The sequence below is a fragment of the Streptomyces sp. NPDC001880 genome (assembly GCF_053594575.1).
This window is the reverse complement of sequence record NZ_JBSFET010000040.1, coordinates 21,900-40,041: the sequence shown is the minus strand read 5'-3', so window position 1 is coordinate 40,041 and position 18,142 is coordinate 21,900. Positions and strand designations below refer to the sequence as shown.

At 71.3% G+C, this 18,142-nt stretch carries 14 protein-coding genes; 3 read left to right on the top strand and 11 right to left on the bottom strand.

The genetic code is table 11. The features are described 5' to 3' along the window. Positions 1 to 135: 135 nt before the first annotated feature. The gene (locus tag ACWCQ6_RS21685) at positions 136 to 627 is read right to left on the bottom strand and encodes an ATP-binding protein (protein ID WP_451091531.1); all 492 of its coding nucleotides are present in this window, start codon (positions 625 to 627) and stop codon (positions 136 to 138) included. A 217-nt stretch (positions 628 to 844) separates the two neighbouring features. After that, positions 845 to 1,162 carry a hypothetical protein gene (locus tag ACWCQ6_RS21680; protein ID WP_451091495.1) on the bottom strand — a complete coding sequence of 106 codons (318 nt, stop codon included), beginning with the start codon at positions 1,160 to 1,162 and terminating at the stop codon, positions 845 to 847. A gap of 205 nt (positions 1,163 to 1,367) precedes the next feature. On the opposite strand from ACWCQ6_RS21680, the gene ACWCQ6_RS21675 reads away from it, so the two are divergent. Beyond that, complete coding sequence (locus tag ACWCQ6_RS21675; protein WP_451091493.1) at positions 1,368 to 2,498, top strand: PLP-dependent cysteine synthase family protein; 1,131 nt, start codon at positions 1,368 to 1,370, stop codon at positions 2,496 to 2,498. 39 nt (positions 2,499 to 2,537) lie between these two features. On the opposite strand, the gene ACWCQ6_RS21670 is transcribed toward ACWCQ6_RS21675, so the two are convergent. The 3 genes from ACWCQ6_RS21670 to ACWCQ6_RS21660 all read right to left on the bottom strand — a co-directional run bounded on the left by ACWCQ6_RS21670 (position 2,538) and on the right by ACWCQ6_RS21660 (position 4,511). After that, positions 2,538 to 3,017, bottom strand: coding sequence for an SRPBCC family protein (locus ACWCQ6_RS21670; RefSeq protein WP_451091491.1), 480 nt, complete (start codon positions 3,015 to 3,017; stop codon positions 2,538 to 2,540). 117 nt (positions 3,018 to 3,134) lie between these two features. Next, positions 3,135 to 3,587 (bottom strand): SRPBCC family protein, encoded by a 453-nt coding sequence (locus ACWCQ6_RS21665; protein WP_451091489.1) that lies wholly within the window; start codon positions 3,585 to 3,587, stop codon positions 3,135 to 3,137. Between the two features lie 87 nt (positions 3,588 to 3,674). Continuing rightward, complete coding sequence (locus ACWCQ6_RS21660) at positions 3,675 to 4,511, bottom strand: DeoR/GlpR family DNA-binding transcription regulator (RefSeq protein WP_451091487.1); 837 nt, start codon at positions 4,509 to 4,511, stop codon at positions 3,675 to 3,677. 187 nt (positions 4,512 to 4,698) lie between these two features. Here ACWCQ6_RS21660 and ACWCQ6_RS21655 point away from each other — a divergent pair, with 187 nt between their 5' ends. After that, a complete protein-coding gene (locus ACWCQ6_RS21655) occupies positions 4,699 to 7,104 on the top strand; it encodes a hypothetical protein (RefSeq protein ID WP_451091485.1) in 2,406 nt (801 codons plus the stop codon). On the opposite strand, the gene ACWCQ6_RS21650 is transcribed toward ACWCQ6_RS21655, so the two are convergent. From ACWCQ6_RS21650 to ACWCQ6_RS21635, 4 genes are all read right to left on the bottom strand, one after another. After that, positions 7,074 to 9,512: a right-handed parallel beta-helix repeat-containing protein gene (locus ACWCQ6_RS21650; RefSeq protein ID WP_451091483.1), complete on the bottom strand. Its 2,439-nt coding sequence runs from the start codon at positions 9,510 to 9,512 to the stop codon at positions 7,074 to 7,076. The genes ACWCQ6_RS21655 and ACWCQ6_RS21650 overlap by 31 nt on opposite strands. A 153-nt stretch (positions 9,513 to 9,665) precedes the next feature. Further along, complete coding sequence (locus ACWCQ6_RS21645; protein ID WP_451091481.1) at positions 9,666 to 10,271, bottom strand: Rv1733c family protein; 606 nt, start codon at positions 10,269 to 10,271, stop codon at positions 9,666 to 9,668. Between the two features lie 236 nt (positions 10,272 to 10,507). Continuing rightward, on the bottom strand, positions 10,508 to 11,008 hold the full coding sequence (locus ACWCQ6_RS21640) for a DUF6643 family protein (RefSeq protein WP_451091479.1): 501 nt from the start codon (positions 11,006 to 11,008) through the stop codon (positions 10,508 to 10,510). A 588-nt stretch (positions 11,009 to 11,596) separates the two neighbouring features. Further along, a complete protein-coding gene (locus ACWCQ6_RS21635) occupies positions 11,597 to 12,589 on the bottom strand; it encodes a Dyp-type peroxidase (protein WP_451091477.1) in 993 nt (330 codons plus the stop codon). Positions 12,590 to 12,838: 249 nt separating this feature from the next. On the opposite strand from ACWCQ6_RS21635, the gene ACWCQ6_RS21630 reads away from it, so the two are divergent. Then, positions 12,839 to 14,206, top strand: coding sequence for a right-handed parallel beta-helix repeat-containing protein (locus tag ACWCQ6_RS21630; RefSeq protein ID WP_451091475.1), 1,368 nt, complete (start codon positions 12,839 to 12,841; stop codon positions 14,204 to 14,206). A gap of 110 nt (positions 14,207 to 14,316) precedes the next feature. On the opposite strand, the gene ACWCQ6_RS21625 is transcribed toward ACWCQ6_RS21630, so the two are convergent. Both ACWCQ6_RS21625 and ACWCQ6_RS21620 read right to left on the bottom strand, forming a co-directional pair. After that, positions 14,317 to 15,171, bottom strand: coding sequence for a hypothetical protein (locus ACWCQ6_RS21625; RefSeq protein ID WP_451091473.1), 855 nt, complete (start codon positions 15,169 to 15,171; stop codon positions 14,317 to 14,319). Positions 15,172 to 15,288: 117 nt separating this feature from the next. After that, positions 15,289 to 18,039, bottom strand: a complete 2,751-nt coding sequence (locus ACWCQ6_RS21620; protein WP_451091471.1) for an SdrD B-like domain-containing protein — start codon at positions 18,037 to 18,039, stop codon at positions 15,289 to 15,291. Positions 18,040 to 18,142 lie beyond the last annotated feature (103 nt).

Genomic DNA, 18,142 nt, shown 5'->3' with positions numbered 1-18,142 from the left:
GCGGCACCCCCGGGCGGCCGAAGTCCCGGGGCACGACCACTGCCGCGCCGGCCTCCGAACCCGCCCCCGCACCCGCCGGCCCGGCGGGCGGCGCGACTGAACGTGCTCCGCGCCATCGCCGCCGATCAGCCCACGTCAGCCGACCACCGCCGACCGCGCGGCGGAAGGCGTGGCGCTCTCCAGGAACGTGAGGGCGTTCAGCTCGAACGGACCGTCCGTGGTGGCCCCGTACACCGGGTGGGGCGGGAACGGAGCGCACCGGGGCGGCGCCGGAAGGGTGAACCAGACGACCTTTCCGGCCCCGCCCCTCGGGCGGACCCCCCAGCTCTCGCTGACCGCGGCGATCAGCGCGAGCCCGCGCCCCGAGGTACTGGACGCGCTGGGCTCGCGCATGGTCGGCATCCGTGGGTCGTGGTCATGGACGGACACCGTCAGCCGTTCGAGCAGCAGCTCTATCTCGACGGTGCATGACTTGTCCGGCTGGGCATGCCGGTGGACATTGGTCAGCAGTTCTGTGACGCCGAGCGCCGCCTGGTCGATCAGAGGATCGAGATGCCAGTAACGCAATTGCGCCGAGATGATTCTGCGGACCTGTCCGATCCGCGACGGCAGGGCCTGGAGCTCCACCGTGCAGTGCCTGCTTGGCTCGCTGATCACGGCTGCGACTCCCCGAAATAGGTCCGGAAGAAGACGAAGGAACGGATCCAGCAGCTGGCCGGCTGCTGATTCGGCCCCCGGCGGCATGGATCACAGTGTCACCGCCGGTGAACCATGAGTGACGTGTCCAATGTCGCCCAGGGGTCATGGCTCCGCAACTTGCACTCTCCCGGTGCAGCCGACCGCGTCAGGTCATCCGCCCGCCCGCGCTGCGCAGCGTCTCCAGGAACCGGCGGGCCGGCCCGGACCGGTCCGGCCCCCGGTTGCGCTGCCCCATCGTCAGCCGGTACCGCGTCCCGTTGAGGCGGGCCACGGTCGCGCCGGCCCCGGCGAACCACGGCCTGCCCGCACTCACCGTCACCACCGGAGCGCTGTCGATCTCCCGCCCGTTGCTGGTCAGCAGGGCCAGTCTGCCGTCCTTGACGATCACCTGTCCGGCCCTCGTGAGCGAGCGGGCCCACCGCTCGATCCGTACCCCCGTCGCACTGAACTCCGTTTCCGGCATGACTGCTTCGCCCCCTTCGTAACGCTTCTGAAGGGAAAGTCTGCACAAACCGGGAGCGACGCGCCAGGCCGCGTCCCGGTCGGAGTCGGGGGTGCCGGCCCGCTGACGCCAAGGCAGGGCTATGGAGCATCAAAGTGAACGTTTGTGCAGGCAGGGGGAATAGGTTGTGGTGGAGAGCGACGGTGACACGAGGAGGAGCGTGCTGATGGGCACCGAGAAGCACGGAGCCGGCGGTCAGACCGCGGCGACGATCGACATCGACCGTTCCGACGCCGGGTACCGGGCCTGGCTGAAGGAGGCGGTGCGCAAGGTCCAGGCCGACGCCAACCGCTCCGCCGACACTCATCTGCTGCGCTTCCCGCTGCCCGAGGCATGGGGCATCGACCTCTACCTCAAGGACGAGTCGACCCACCCCACCGGCAGCCTCAAGCACCGGCTGGCCCGCTCGCTCTTCCTCTACGGGCTCTGCAACGGCTGGATCCGGCCGGACAAGCCGGTGATCGAGGCGTCCAGCGGTTCGACCGCCGTCTCGGAGGCGTACTTCGCCAAGCTGATCGGTGTGCCGTTCATCGCCGTGATGCCCCGCACCACCAGCCCCGAGAAGTGCCGGCTGATCGAATTCCACGGCGGCCGATGTCACTTCGTCGACGACTCGCGGAAGATGTACGAGGAGTCCGCCACGCTCGCTGCGGAGACCGGCGGACACTACATGGACCAGTTCACCTACGCCGAGCGGGCCACCGACTGGCGCGGCAACAACAACATTGCCGAGTCGATCTACCAGCAGTTGCGGCTGGAGCGCTATCCGGAACCGACGTGGATCGTCGCCACGGCCGGAACCGGTGGCACCTCGGCGACCATCGCCCGCTATGTGCACTACATGCAGTTCGACACCCGGATCTGCGTGCCCGACCCGGAGAACTCCTGCTTCTTCGACGGCTGGACCAACCACAACCCGCTGGCCACCAGCGACTGCGGCTCCCGGATCGAGGGCATCGGCAGGCCCCGGATGGAACCGAGCTTCGTGCCCGGGGCCATCGACCGGATGATGAAGGTGCCGGACGCGGCCAGTATCGCGGCCGTACGCGCCCTGGAGAGCGCCATCGGCCGCAAGGCCGGCGGCTCCACCGGCACCGGGCTGTGGAGCGCGTTCAAACTGGTCGCAGAGATGGTCGAGCAGGGCACTGCGGGCAGCGTCGTCACCCTGATCTGCGACCCGGGCGACCGCTATCTCGACAAGTACTACTCCGACAGCTGGCTCGCCGAGCAGGGCCTGGACATCGCCCCGCATGCCGCGACCATCGACTCCTTCCTGGCCGACGGCAACTGGCCCTGACCGCCGGAACCGAACCGCGTGCGTTCGGCACGGCGGCGCTCAGGCCACGGACCCGGTCAGCCGCCGGTCCAGGTTCCGCACCGCGGCCCGGAAGGACCGGCCCACTCCCGGCCGGGCCAGCCGCAGGGCGAATCGGAAGGGCGCGGAGCCGTCGGCGGCGAACGTCCACCGCACTTGTGTCCCGGTCCTGGCCGGGGTGAGCCGCCACTCCTCCAACAGGGCCCGCATTCCAGGGGCGTTGGTCTGGTCGGCCCGGTAGGCGTACCGCTTGCCGGGCTCCGCCGCCATGATCGTCTCGCGGATCACGAAGCCGCCCTTGAGCCGGACCTCGCGGCCCGCGCCGCCCTCGGTGGACCGGGCAGCCGTCACCGCCGTGAACCAGCCGGGCCAGCCCGGAACGTCGTCGGCCAGCGCGCGGTAGACCTCCTCGGGAGCGGCGGACACTTCGGCGGCGAAGACCAGTCGCAGCGCAGCGGTCTCAGTGAACTCAAGTTCCACGGAACGGAGTCGGCGTGGCATGGAACGCACCTCCCGTGCGGTCGGCGGCGGACGGGGTCGCGCACACGATAGCTGACGCTTCATCAGGTGTCGCCGTCCGTGCGGACATCACGGATGCGCCCCCAACCGGCGCACCCGCTACGGACAGTGCCGCGCCGGACGGTCCAGCATGCTGTCGAGCACCCGGCCGAAGATCCGGCGGCCCGCCCCGGCGATCAGCGGGTCACCCCATCGCGGCAGCAACCGAACGCCCAGCTCCTCCACCCATACCACATGGGATCCGGAATCCGTCGGATACACATCGATCGACGCCCGGCCCAGCACCAGCGAACCGCGCTTCTCCAGCCGGCACAGCCCAGCGCGCCCGCCGGCCGGCGGAATCCACCGCACCACTTCCATCGGATCGTCGAACGCCAGCGGTCCCAGGCCGGTGCGCGCCACGAAGACGGTCCCGACCCCCGTCGGCAGACCCGCGGGGACGGTGATCGTGGTCAGAGGTACATGCGCGGCGTGCCGTTCCCAGTCCGTCACCCGGCGCCAGGACTCGGCGGCGGGGAGGGAGGTGCAACGCTCGATCCGGAAGACGGCCACACCACGATCCTAAGGGCTTGCCGCAAGGTCCCGGCCTCGCGCACCGTCCGGCACGAGCCGAACGGAATCCGCGCACGGCCGGCCGGCTCAGGCGCCGGTGTCCCCGGTCCGGCCCGCCACCACCAGGCCCGGCAGCTGCTCCTCGATCTCCTCACGGGCGGCGGCCGAAAGCCCCGAGTCCGTCACGAACGTGTCCACCTGCTCCAGCGTCGCGAACGAACTCAGGCCCACCGTTCCCCACTTGGTGTGGTCTGCGACCACCACCACCCGCCTGGCCGACCGGACGAAACGGCGGTTGGTCTCGGCCTCCGCCAGATTCGGCGTGGAGAGCCCGGCCTCCACCGAGATCCCGTGCACCCCGAGGAACAGCACATCGAAGTGGAGGGAGGCGATCGCCTGATCGGCGACCGGACCGACCAGCGAGTCCGAAGGAGTCCGCACCCCACCGGTGAGCACCACCGTGGCGGCCCCGGGCCGTGTTCCGGCCGCGCCCCCCGGCCGCTGCGCGGCGTGGAAGACATCGGCGACCCGCACCGAATTGGTCACCACTGTCAGGTCCGGTACGTCCAGCAGCTGCTGCGCCAGCGCGTATGTCGTCGTGCCGCCGGAGAGCGCGATCGCACTGCCGGGAACCGCCATGGCCGCCGCCGCCCGCGCGATGTCCTCCTTGGCGGTCAGCTCCAGCGCCGACTTGGCCTCGAACCCGGGCTCGTGCGTACTGGCCTCGACCACCGGAACGGCCCCGCCGTGCACCTTCTCGACGACCCCCTGGCGGGCCAGCGCGTCCAGGTCGCGGCGGACCGTCATGTCGGAGACGTTCAGCTTGCGGGTCAGCTCGTTGACCCGGACCCCGCCGCGCCTGCGGACCTCGTCGAGGATCAGGGCGCGCCGCTGCTCCGCGAGCAGGTTCTGATTCTCGCTCAACGCCGGATCCGGTCCTTCCCTCTGGCCGTGCAGCAGTCTCTTCGAACGGGCTCATCCTGCCACGCGGTGTCGCCGGCCGCCGCACTGGGGAGATTCCGTGAGAGGGGTACGGCCACTGGCCGTCTGCCACGATTCTGATGACCATCCATCAACACTCCCCCCACAAAAGAGAGAGCGAGTCACTCCAGTGCCACCTGCCACCCAGGCCCCGCAGAGTCCGGGGCCCGCGCTGGAACTGCTGGTCCACGGCGTGGGCGGCGCCACCCCCCAGGAGATGCTCGACGATCCCCGTACGGTCCGGATCACCGGCGACGCGACCGCCGCCATCTACCGGCGGGCCGAGGACACGGACGCCGAACAGCACCCCGAGCGGTACCGCGACCGGCCCATCCCCGAGGCCTACTGCTGGTCCAACCTGACCTCCGGCAACGGCTCCCGTGCCCTGTGGCTGCTCCTGCTCCCGTTCATGGTGGTCAACCTCGCCCACTGGATGCGCCCCACCGCCCGATCCCGCACCCGCACGGTGCGCCTGTACGGCGTCCTCGTCCGGCTCGTCGCGCTCAGCCTCACGGTCCTGCTGACCGCGGCGGCCTGCGAGGTCGCGCTCGATCTGGCGGCCTGGCAGTGCGCCGGCGCACCGGACTGCTCGAACCGGCGGTCCTGGCTCGGCTTCCTGTCGACGGCGCAGGGCGGCTGGTGGTCCCAGCCGGGCCGCAGACTCGCCCTCGCCGCCCTGGTGCCCACCGCCCTGGTGGGGCTCCTCTGGTTCCTGTCCAACCGGACCTGGAGCGCTTACGAATCACAGCGCCCGCTCACCGGAACCGAACCGGACGACGAGATCGACCCGGCGCCCGCGCCCGCGCCCGCCCCGGTCACCACCGGCACCGCGCCCATCGGCCGCCCCGCCCTCGGCCGGCCCGGATTCTGGTACGGCCGCCGGCTGGTCGCCCGGCTGCGCGCCGCCCACACCGCCGCCGGATTCCTGACCGTCGCCGCGTCGGTCGCGGGCGCCGCGGCCCGCCACGACCGCTCCGTCACCGGCCCCGTGCCCGGCCTCCTCGGCCGGCTGATCGAGGCGGCACTGGTGCTCGGCGGGATCGTGGTGCTCTGGGTGGTCTGCCGGCGGGGCCGCAGCGAACGGCGTCTCGACAACCGGCTCGACCGCGCCCTGATCACCTACCTGCCCGGCGCCGCCCTGGCCCTGCTCGTCCTCGCCGCCGTGTACGCGGCCTGGCCCCGTCCCGACTGGGTCTCGTCCGGCTCCCTGCCCGGCGATCTCGTCTTCAGCGTCATCACCCTCGGCCAGGGTGTACTCGTCGTCGTACTCGCCGTTGTGTCACTGAGCCTGTACCGCCGGACCCCCGAACCCCGCACCGTCATGTTCGGACTCGGTGGCCCCGTGGTCGCCATGCTCGCCTGCGCCCTCGGCGGCGTCATGAGCGGCGGGGTCTCCCAGCGCGTCGCCGACTGGTTCGACGGCCCCGGCACCCCCGGCATGGGCCGCAGCTCCGTCATCGAGGGGCCGCCGGTGCTGCTCAGCTGGCAGGCATCGGTCATCCCCGTGCTCCTGGTGCTGCTGGCCGTCCCGGCACTCCTGCTGCTCGTCCGGACCTGGCAGTCCGCCCGCGCCCTGGAGCCCCGCATCGACCAGGAGTACGAGGAGGAGCGGCCGGAGCCCGCCAGGACCCGGCAGATCGCCCGGATCCAGGCAACGGCAGCCCTCACCGATTCCGCGCCCTGGATCCTCGGCCCGGTCTGCGGCGCCACCCTGCTGCTCGGTGCGGCAGCGGTCGGCGGGGCCTGGGCGAGCGGAGAGGTGCCCGGGATCGCGATGAAGGGCAACGGCGCGTTCATCGAGTCCGTCGCCCAGGCCGCGCAGTCGACCGGCTCCTGGATGGTCGGACTCGGCTTCATACTCTTTGTCACCTGGGGCCGCCGCGCCTACCGTGACGCCTCCGCCCGGCGCACCATCGGCATCCTCTGGGACGTCGGCACGTTCTGGCCGCGCGCCGCCCACCCCTTCGCGCCGCCCTGCTATGCCGAGCGTGCCGTCCCCGACCTGGCGTCACGGATGTCCGGCTGGACCGGTCTCACCCGCGGCAGACTCGTCATCTCCGGACACTCCCAGGGGAGCGTCCTCGCGGCATCCGCGGTCTGGCAGCTGCCCGCCCACACCCGCGGCCGGGTCGCCCTGCTCACCTACGGCTCGCCGATCGAGCGGCTGTACGCGCGCTGGTTCCCGGCCTACTTCGGCCCCGGACCGCTGCACGCGCTGCACCGGTCCGTGCATTGCTGGCGCAACCTGTGGCGGGCCACCGACCCGATCGGCGGCCGGGTCCGGCTCGACGAGGGACCCGGTCCCGAGGTGGACCGCGGGCCGCTGAAGGACCCCCTGGTCTACGGACGTACCCCCGAACATCCGCTGCCCGAAGCCGTCCTGGGACACTCGGACTACCAGGCCGACCCGGTCTTCGCGCAGGAACGGGCCGCGCTGCTGGAGCGGCTGGACCCGGTCCTGCCCCGCCAGGCCGACGGGGAGGAAGGCTCGGGGGTCCCGCGGACTCAGGGCAGTTCCGGCAAGTCCTCGGGATAGAGCAGGGTGAGGTCGTCCGTGCTCGGCTCGGTGAGCTGGGCGACCCGGCCCGCATGCCGCTCCACCATCGACTCGAAGGTCTGGCGCGCGGTGCGGCCGTTGCCGAACGCCGGCCCCTTGGGGAGCTCGGTGAAGTACTTCAGCAGCGCCTCCCCGGCCCCGGAGGCCAGGCTGTACTCGTGCTCGTCGGCCTGCTGCTCCACGATCCGCAGCAGCTCGGCGGGCTCGTAGTCGCTGAAGGTGATGGTCCGGGAGAAACGTGACGCCACCCCGGGGTTGACGGTGAGGAACCGCTCCATCTCATGGGTGTAGCCGGCGACGATGACGACCACCGCGTCGCGGTGGTCCTCCATGAGCTTCACCAGCGTGTCGATCGCCTCCCGGCCGAAGTCCCGGCCGGAGTCCTCCGGCGACAGGGCGTACGCCTCGTCGACGAACAGAACCCCGCCGCGCGCCCGGTCGAAGGCCTCCTGGGTACGGATGGCGGTCGAGCCGATGTGCTCACCGACCAGATCGACACGTGACACCTCGACCAGATGGCCCCGCTCCAGCACCCCGAGCGAGGCAAGGATCTCGCCGTAGAGCCGGGCCACGGTGGTCTTGCCGGTGCCGGGGGAGCCGGTGAAGACGAGATGGCGCCGCACCGACGCGGCCTTGAGCCCGGCCTCCTGGCGCCGGCGCCCCACCTCGATCATGTCGGTGAGGGCGCGCACCTCCCGCTTGACGCTGTCCAGGCCCACCAGCGCGTCCAGTTCCCCGAGCACCGCGTCCGAAGCGCGCGCCGGCGCGGTGGCGGGCGCCTCGGCCGGGGCGGGCTCCACGGCACGCTGTCCGGGAAGGCCACCGAACAGCCCGGGGGCCGACTGGGTCGCCGTCAGCATGGCGGGCGCCGGGGGAGCGGGGGCGCGCAGCCCGCTCTCGTCGCTCGTGCAGTCCTCCACGACGGGGCCGGTCCCCTGGCCGTCGCCGTGCGCGGCGCCCGGCTCGGCGAACTCGTATCCGCCGCGCGCGCACCGCTCGGTGCGGCAACGGGTCAGCGTCGTACGGCAGCCGTCCATCACATGGAAGCCGTAGCCGTCGCTGCCCGTGACCCGGCAGCTGTTGAACGTGCCGCGGCCCTCGGCGGAGACGTAGAAACCGGCCTCGGCGGGCGAAGTGACCGTGCAACGCTCGATCGTCGGGTCGGCGCCCTTGGTGACGATCACTCCGGTCTGCGCCGTGTCGATGGTGCAGTTGTTGAGAGTGCCTCCGCTGCCGTGGTCGCGGAACCAGGCACCGGTGGACGCCTCACGGATGCGGCAGTCGTCCAGCTGAGCGGTCGCCCCGTCGCTCACCGACACCGCGGTGTTGCGGACCTGGGACAGATCGCTGTCGACGACATCGGCGCGCGAACCCCGGTCGAGCACGAAGATGGCGTCCGGTACGTCGTGGACCCGGCAGGAGTCCAGTATCACGGTCGCCCCGTCGCTCACCCAGACCGCCGGGTAGTCGCCCGTACTGTCGTGGATCTCGCACTGGTTGGCGTCGACGCGGGTACCGGGGTCCCAGACCGAGAGGCCGTTGCGGCCGAAGCGGCGCACCGTGGACCGGGTCAGAGTGAGGACCGAACGGGAGCGCAGGTCCACGGCGTTCTCCGGGATGTCGTGGATGTCGCAGTCGGCGAGCGTCAGCACGGCGTCGGTGTCGAGTGTGACGCCGTCCGCCGAGGTGCGGTGCACCGTGCACTCGGTGAGGTGAGCGGCCGCACGGGCGGTCACCTGTATCCCGCTGCCCTTGATCTCGTACACCTCGCAGCCGACGCCCTCCAGACCGCTGCCCTCTCCGGTGACGTTCAGCCCCGACCCCGAAGCGTGGTGGATCCGGCAGCGCTCCAGCCGGGGATGCGCGCCGTCACGCACGGAGACACCGGACTGACCGGCGGAGACGACCTCGCACTCCTCGAACACGCCGCCCGCGCCGTCGAGTACGGCGATGCCGACCCCGGCGGGATTGTCGACCGTGCAGCGGCGCACGGTCGGCCGGGCCGCCCCGCGCACCTCGATCCCGGCGGCGGAACGGGTGACGATCCGCAGGTCCGCGATCTCCGCCGCGCCGTCCTCGACCAGCAGCGCGGGGGCCGTCGAGTCCTGGCCCTCCACATGCAGGTCCGAGACGACGGCGGAGGCGCGTACGGTCAGCGGCACCCCGTCGGCCGGGGCGATGCGCACGGAGCCGACCGTCCCCTCGGAGCCACGCAGCGTCACCGCGCGGTGCAGGACCAGATTCTCCCGGTAGGTGCCGGGGGCGATGGTGAGGACATCGCCGTCTGCCGCGGCCTCCAGCGCCGCGGTGAGGGTGGCGTATTCGCCTGTGCGGCGCCGCCACCGCGATGTTCCGGTGTGCGTCACCTGGACCGTGCCCTGTGCCATGGCGCTGTTGTGCCCCCACCTCGTGCGTGCGTGATGCCCGTGTCGCCGGCCTTCCGGCAGCGGTGAATCCCGGGACCGCCCACCGGGAAGAGCGGGCGGGCCGGTCCACCGTAGCGCGAGAGGCGGGCGGCAGTTGACCCGATCAGCACCTGATCAGCTGCCGGCCCCCGTCCTGCCCCAGTCAGGACCGGTTCTGGCCCAGTCCTGGTCGATCAGGGTGTACCGCCGTCGCATCATGTGCCGGACGGTCAGTTGCCGTACGCCCTCGATCAGTCCGACGCCGAGCAGCGTCGCCCCCAGCCCGGCCAGCACCGCATGGGTGCGGGCGGTCGCGGCGTCCATGGGGCGCTGTACGGGACGGCCGTCGAGGTCCGTCCAGATCTCCACCTCGGAGCCGGGGCCGGTCCTCCGGGGGGAGGTCATCACCGTGCCGCGGCGGTCCGTGCCGTCCGGGGCCTTCCAGCGCGCCACCACCGAGGTCTGCGAGGCGTGCTCCGAGGATGTCCCGGGATCGGTGACGAAACGAGCTCCCGGTGACCGGCGCACCACGACAGCGGTGGTTGCCTGACGTCCGGCCCGCTGGGCCCGCACAGACTTCTGCAGGGCGTCGTCGGTGTGCACCCCGCACACCCAGCCCAGTGCCGGCGCCGCCAGCACCATGAGGAGCAACGCGACAAGAGCCACCCGTGCCTCGCGCCGGTCAGTGGCGCGGCGCAGGGGATTGCGCCGCCAGCGCCACACGCCCGTAACCGCTCGCACAGTCCTGCACCCCCTTCCCGTATCCGTCTTGGCCCGGTACGGCACGCTTCACGCGCGGAAGGAGCGAAGAGAGAGCAACTTCACCCCGACCAACGCACGGACCAGCCCCGTGAGTTCCCCCCCGGCCGGACTGACGGCCCGTCCGGTCCGGGAACGCACGAAGCCGCCGTCGAGTCCCCATGGCCCGACGACGACTTGGTGCGACCGTGCGTGAACTCCGGCCCGGTACCCCCGGCTCAGTAACCCCGGCCCTGGTACGGGCGGTTGTACGGGTCCTCGTAGGGCGAGGGCGAGGGCGAGGGCGCCGGGGCCGGGCGCGGCGCCGGGCGTGGTGAAGCCGGGCGCATCGCCTCGTAACCGGTGCCCGGCGTGGGCCGCTGCTGATGCTGCGGATGAGGCGCCTGATACCCGCCGCGGGCCGCGGTCGGCTGCTGCGGGATGTACGGCGCCGGGGCGTGCTGCAGCTGCGCGGGCTGCATCGGCGCGTAACCCTGCTGAGCAGGCGGTTGCTGGTAGCCGTACGACGGACCGGGCTGCGAAGGTGCCGCGGGAAGAGCCGGCAGCGCCGCCGGGAGCGCCGGCAGATAGTTGTTGCCGGTGTCATAGGCGGCAGGCACTCGGATCGGAGCGATCTGAGGAGTGCCCCGCTCCGCGACCAGCGAGTCGTAGATCGGAGTGTCGGCGAACGACGGTGCGGCGTAGTAGCCGCCGCCGTATGTGGAGCGGGGGGAGGTCATGACACCTAAGTTAAGCCCACGATGTGCTGGTTGGGGAGTCCCAATCTCGGGGTCTTCCGTTTTACGCTGGTTCTGCCGGCCTGACCTGCTAAGACAACGATAAAGCTTTCGTTGGTCGCGGGGCTTTTTCGTCGGAGGGCCCCTATGAGCACGCCTATGGAGAATTTCTTCGCCCCGCAAGATCTGGAACGGCAGAGGCCCCTGCCCAATCATCCTCGTCCTGTTCAGCGAGAACCCCGAGTTCCGTGAGAACACCTGCGCCCACCACGAGCTGCTCGCCGAGTACGGCGAAGCCCGGCGTAATGCCGGAGGAGTGGCTGCACTTCACGGTCCAGGACTCCACTATGCGATCGACAGCACGCTCACGGGAGCCGGCGCGGTTGACGCGGCTCCGGTCATGCGTCCCCTGGAACGCGCCGGATCCGTAGCGGGCAACAGGGGTGGACCGGTTGCAGGGCCGGCCGCGCGAGGCGGTGCGGACGGCGAGCGGCCACCACGCGTGGACCGCTGGCCGGCCGGTATCCATCTCTGAAAAGCCGTTTCGGGGCATTTTCTGGGCATTTCCGAGCGGAGGGAGTGAGGCGCACTTCATGTCCAGAGCTGTTCGCCGAGAGTCCCGTCGGACGCGGCGCCGGGCAGGACGTAGGCCACGGCCGAGGCCCGGTGCTGGAGGAACGGGGTGAGGGCGTCGCCGGCGGCCAGGCGGTTCTGTACGCGGGTGAACTGGGCGGAGTTGCGCATGAAGGCACAGAAGAGAAGGCCGCGGTCGGTCGGGCCGTCGTCGTAGCTGTAACTGCGGCGGAGCATACGGGCACCGCCGTCGAAGCGGGGGCTGGCGAGACGCACGTGGGCGGTGGCGGGGATGACGTAGGAACCGTCGGGGTTCTTGGCGTAGATGTCCGGCTCGTCGTGCTCGGCGGTGCCACTGAGGGCGACGCCGTCGTGGGCACGGCGGCCGATCACCCGGTCGCGCCGGCCCTCGGAGAGGGCCGCGAAGCCGGTGATGTCCATGTGGATCCTGCGGTAGACCAGAACGGTGCTGTCCCCGTGGGCTCCGGGTGGGCCCCAGACCCACTGCTCGGCCGCCGCGTGATCGGGGTTGGCGGTGCCGTCCTTGGAGCCGAACAAGTTGCGTGGGGTGGTGCCCGGGGCCGTCTGGGGCAGGAAGCCGGACTGGGTCCAGCGCGGCACGGCGCCGGCGGCGTGTGTGGCCCTGCCGACGAGTTCGGCAACGACGGTGAGCGTCCAGCGGTCGGCCGCGCACAGTTGGACAAGAAGATCGCCGTTGCTGCGGCGCGGGTCGAGGCGGTCGCCGGGGAACGGCGGCAACTCCCCGAGCGATGCAGGTACGTTGAGGTCGAGCCGGGCGGCGAGAGTGGGGCCGATGCCGACCAGAGAGCTGAGCCGGGTCGTACCACCGCCCTGGAGCCGCGGGTCCGGCGGGGCGTCGGAGGCTGCGGTGGCGAGCGTGCTGGTCAGCGCGCCGAGGACGCTGCGAAGGGCTTTCCGGCCGGTGGCGGCCGAGGCCGGGGGGAGGTCGAAGGAGAGCAGGTGCGTCGCCGGTTGCTGGGGAGCCGTCACACCTGCCTGTCGGGAACCGTGGAAGGGAATCGCGGCCTCGGCCGGCGGCGCACCGCTGGTGGCACGGCTGGTTGTCCGGTCACCTCTCGCCAGTTCGCCGGCTGCCGCGCCGACCCCGGCGGCGAGTACCGCTCCTGCTGCGAGCAGTGCCCGACGCCGCCCGAGACCGGTTGCCGCGGGTCGCGATGGATCCTGCGCATTTCCCTGTTCAGTGGGCATAGGCCTATTGGAGACGATAAAACATCTGCCATGCAAACGCTGTATGCAGAAAGCCTGTTGAACCGCTCGGTGGTCCCGACGGCGGTGTTCCGGGCGGCGCTGCGTCTGTCGGTACTGGTTGTTTCGGTCGCGTTGGCAGCCACCGGATGCTCCGGCACGGGGTCGACGTCCGACGATGCGCGGCATCCGCCAGGGAGCGTACTGCGCGTCCCGCAGGATTTCCCCTCGGTGCAGCAGGCGGTGGACGCCGCTCGTGAGGGCGAGACGGTGCTGATCGGACCGGGTGTGTACCGGGAGAGCGTGCGCGTCACAAAGCCCCGCCTGGTGCTGCGCGGAACGGACCGCAACAAGGTGGTCTTCGACGGTGGTGTGCGTCTGGCCAACGGCATCACCGTGACCGGCGCCGGCTCGGTGGTCGAGAACCTCACCGTGCACGGCTACCTCGCCAACGGCGTGCTGTTCACGGGCGTCACCGACGAGCGGTTGCAGCAGCGCGGCGCCGGCGGCTCCGCCTACGACCCGCTGGACACCACCCGCTTCCCTGCAGTCCGGGGCTTCCGCGCGACCCGGGTCACGGCATACAACAACGGCCTGTACGGCATCTACGCGTTTGACGCGCGCGACGGCGTGATCGAGGACTCCTACGCCTCCGGGCACGCCGACTCCGGCATCTACGTCGGCCAGTGCAAGCCCTGTGGCACCGTTGTGCGTGGCAACATCGTGGAGCGCAACGCGGTCGGCATCGAACTGACCAATGCCTCGGACAGCTTGTCGGTGCTGGGCAATCGCATCGCCCGCAACCGGGTCGGCGTCACAGTCAACTCCAACGATCTGGAGGCTCTCGCGCCGCAGCACGGCGCGCTGATCGCGGGCAACGTGGTCGCCGACAACAACGCCGCCGACACGCCCGAGCAGGCGGACGGGGGCTTCGGCATCGGCATCGGCATCGGCGGCGGTACCGCGAACCGCGTCCAGCGCAACCTCGTCCGGGGCAACCGGGCGGCCGGAGTGGTCGTCACCGACCCGCCGGGGCATCCGGCGAGCGGCAATCACGTCGAGGACAACCGCACCACCGGCAACGGCATCGACCTCGTGCTGGCCTCGGCCGACCCCGGCAACTGTTTCGCGGGCAACCGGCCCGACACCCAGAGCCCGAACGGCCTGGAAGGCCGGGCGGGCTGTGGCACCCGCGGCCGGGGCGCGCTGCCCACCGGCCGGACCGCGTCGGTGCAGGCGCCGCCCGGCGTCCCGTTCAGCCAGGTACCGGCCCCACCCGCCCAGCCGTCCATGCCGGACCCGATGGCCCCGGGCAGCCCGGCGACCGGCCTGCCGGGGGCCGTCGACGCGGCCGCGTATCCGCTCCCGAAGAACGTGGACGCCGTGCCGCGCTCACGCTGAGCGTGGCGCTGCCGTGGCCTCGGCCCCCGCTCTCCGTGACCCGCCCCGAAGGGCGGGTCACGGAGAGCCGTCGGCAACCGCGGAAGCCGGGGCGCATCGGCACCGGGATGTCAGCCGGTGCCCCATGGCGCCTCGGGGAGCTTCGCGCGGCCCTCGCGCCCGGAGAACTCCACGGTGGTCGGAGTCCCCAGGCCCGGCATCCGCATCGTCACCCGCCGCAGGCCGCCGTCACTGTCGACCCAGTACGTCAGCGGCGACCGTCCGCCGTCGGAACCCGCACCGGGCTTGGTGCCCTGGGCGCGCGGCCCGGCGAACCGGTCGTAGCCGCGGCCGTCGATGCGATCACGCTCCAGCCGGCGAGCCCCGGACTGGGCGAGCAACAGCGGGTTGTCAGGGCGGTCCGCGCCGAGCTCGATCAGCAGCTGAAGCCCGGCGTCCAGGGGATCGGACGTGTACGAGCGCGCGGACCAGCCCGAGCGCGGGATGTGCTCGGCCTGCTGCCAGGCCGGTCTGTGGTCGCCCTTGGGCACGGGGGCCAGGCCGAGGCCGCCGGTGTCCCAGACGATCAGTCCGTGGTCCAGCTGCTTGGCGGCAGGCCCGGAGGCAGGCCCGGAGGCAGGCCCGGAGGTGCCGGAGGAACCGGAGGGTCCGGTGACTTGGTAGCTCCCCACGGCCCGGTGGGTCCGGTAGTCCACGACCCCTTTGACCCGCACCACCACTCCGCCGCCCTCGCGGGCTGTCAGGGTCACCGCCACGGGACTGGCCCGGTACAGATTCAGCCGCGACAGCGCCAGCCTGGACGCCTCCTCCATCGTCACCGGCCGCTCGGTGGTGGTGTCGTCGGAGTAGGTCCGGTAGGCGGCCAGGCCGCCCACTGCGGCGCCGCACGCCGCGATCGCGATCAGTGTTCTCAACCAGAGGGCCCGACGCGGCGTACGGCCGTCGGTCTTCCTCTTCCGGGCCATGCTGTCGCCTTCTCTCATCGGTCGGTCACACAGGAGGGCGGGTTCGCGAACCGCTGGTCCGCGAACCCGCCCGACCCGGCCCGGAGGGTCACCGGTGCCGGTCGCCCCGCTCAGGGGTCAGCGGTGCTGCGCCCTTCGCCTGCGCATCAGTACGACCAGTGCCGCACCGAGGGCTGTGAGCGCGGCGCAGCCGGCCAGGGCCAGCGGAACCACCTGGCTCATGCCGGTGGAAGCCAGTCCCGAGTCGGGTGAGTGGTCGGGTGCACCCGGTGTGCCTGGAGCCCCCGGCGAACCCGGATCGCCCGGTGTGTTCGGAGCCGGCGTCGTCGGCTTCGGCGTCGGCTCGGTGGTGGGAAGCCGCCGGTTGACGGCTGTCACCGAGACCCCGTCGTCGAGGTTGTCGGAGTTCAGCACCAGTGGCCCGAAAACGGCCACGTCCGGTGCGGCGTAACCTGTGGGCGGGCTGACCTCCTGCCAGTAGTACGTGCCCGGTGCGCCGGTGCCCCGGCAGATGCCGTCGGTTCCGGTCATGCAGGGTTTGCCGACCCTCGTGTCCGGCTCCGCCCCGGTGGTCTGCAACTCGTCGGAGCCGTTCGTCTCCTTCCACAGCTGGAATTTCGCCCGGGCCAGCGCTCTGCCGTCCTGGTCGTGCTTGACCAGGCGCAGCACGCCTTCCTGTTGCCGGAATCCGAAGTCGTAGGTGTGGTCGTTCTCCCCGGGCCCGCCGGTGGTCAGCGCCCGCTCCGGGAACTTTGCGTCGCGCGGGACGATTCCCTTGGAGTCGATGAAGTGGTTGTCACCGACATCCGCGTCCGTGGGCACCCACTGGTGGAGCGGGCCGCCCTTGGCGTAGTCGGCCGGTTTGTCGAGGCGGATGGTGTACTTGGTCCTCGGCCGGAGGCCACCGGTGACATTGGAGTCGTCGAAGTAGTACTCGCCACGTGCCGTCGTCTCGGTCGTCCCCAGGAGCTTGCCCGACGCGTCGTACAGATTGACGGTCGCGCCCACGACCGGGCGCTGGCCCGGGTTCTGGATGCCCTTGCGCTCGGGATCGTACCAGACCCGGTTGCCGATCTGAAGCGGGGCCTGGTCGCAGAGCACCTCCAGGTCGCCCATCGAGGCGCCCTTGCCGAACGGGGCCACGGTGCCGGGCGGGTTGAGGCGCAGGCCGCCCTTCGGGTCCTGCTTTCCGTCGCGCTGGACGAAGGCGGTGCCGTACCCGAAGGCGGTGCTGTTGGTGTCGAAGCCGGAGGTCGCGATGGTGTTCTCGACCTTGGAGAGCGCCATGCCCGCGAAGCCCGCGTTGTGGTGGGAGGCCATCCGGCTGGTGTCGAAGAAGCGGGTGCCCCGGGGGGAAAGCCCGCAGCCGTTGTTGGTGTCCATCACGTACACCCCACCCGCCAGGCATGCCTTGTCCAGGTCGCCGCCTGACATGACGTTGCCGGGTGTGCTGGGTGTGGGACCGGCCGGGGCGCGGTCGCCGAAGCGGTCACGGAAGGCCAGCAGCATGGAGCCGTCGGCCTCGAAGCCGATCTCGCCCAACTCCGGTTCGGGTTGGGCCAGATAGTTCCGGCAGGCCTGACCGTTCTGAGAGGTCGGGAAGGTGTTGGTCCAGGGGAACCAGCCCGCGCCGTCGCATGGGCCACCGCCAACCGTGGACTGGCGCGGGTAGTCCAGCGGCTGGTCCAGCACCGCCTCGCGGAACGCTCCGGTGGCGAGGTTGAAGGGCATGACCACCGCGCGCAGGTCCGAGACCTTCCCGGTGGACTCGCCGGAGCACACGCCGCCGAGGTAGCCGACGCCGTCCTGCAGGCCGAGGCCGAAGGGGCGCCAGTCCACCGCCGCCGGACAGCCCGGGTCCGGGATGCCGTAGACAGCCTTCGGCGCCGAAGCGGTCGCCGCCGTGGCGTCGTAGCGGTAGAGCTTGCGGTTGTTGAGGTTGACGACGAACAGGTCCTTGCCGTCATCGGTGATCTTGATGCCGCCCAGGCTCTCCTTGCCCGGTACGGCAAGGAAGGCGTCGTCGGTACCCGACCCGTGCGCCGTCGTCCCCGCGTCCGGGACGACGGTGAACAGCGTGGTTTTCTTCTGCGCGAGGTCGGTCACGTAGATCCCCCCGGCGCCGCCCGGACCGTAGTCCGTGGTGCGCTTGGCCAGCGCTGAGGAGAACACCCGCTTGTCGGCCTTGTTCCACGCGATGCCGAACAGTGTGCCGGTCTCGGCGTTGGTGGCTACGTTCGTGACGTCGATGTCGACGCCGTCCTGGCCGCGAGCGTCGTACGGGAAGGAGACCAGCGTGCGCTGAGTCCCGCCCTCGCGCGTGGTGGGCTGACAGGTCGTCACCAGTGGTGCGTTCTTCTGGCAGTAGTCACCCGGACTCCACAGCCCGGTGGTGTACGCGACGTTCTTCCCGTCGGAGAGGTCGACGAACTCCTCATTGCTGCTCAACTGGTTGGGCGCACCGTCCAGTCCCTGGCGCGAGGCGAAGGCCGGGAACAGCACACCCGGCTTCGGATTCACCACCTGCACCCGGTACTTGCCGCTGGTGGCCCTGCCCGCCGCCGGAGTCAGTGTCACGGTGCCGTCGGCTGCCGTGACCCCCTCGATGCCCGCACCCGCGTCGTCGGTGAGGGTCACCTTGACGCCCGCGATGCCCGGTTCCAGCGCGGGTGTCCACACGCCGCTGTTGTCCACGGCCCGGATCACCCGGACCGTCACCGACCCGTCCTCCGCCTGCGAGTGCGCCGCAGGCGCCATGGCTAACGAGCCACTGCCGATTCCCAAGGCGAGCGCGGCCAGGCAGCCGACGGTGCGGCGGCCGAGCATGCCCGGCCGCCGCCGACGCGGCTCGGGCGCGGCTTCCTTCACTTGTTCATTCGTAGATGCCATCTCCTGCTCTCAGCGTGTCAGAAGGGCCTGATGCCCTGCTCATGAGGGAGTACATCGAGATGCGGAGAACCGCCTTGCCAGG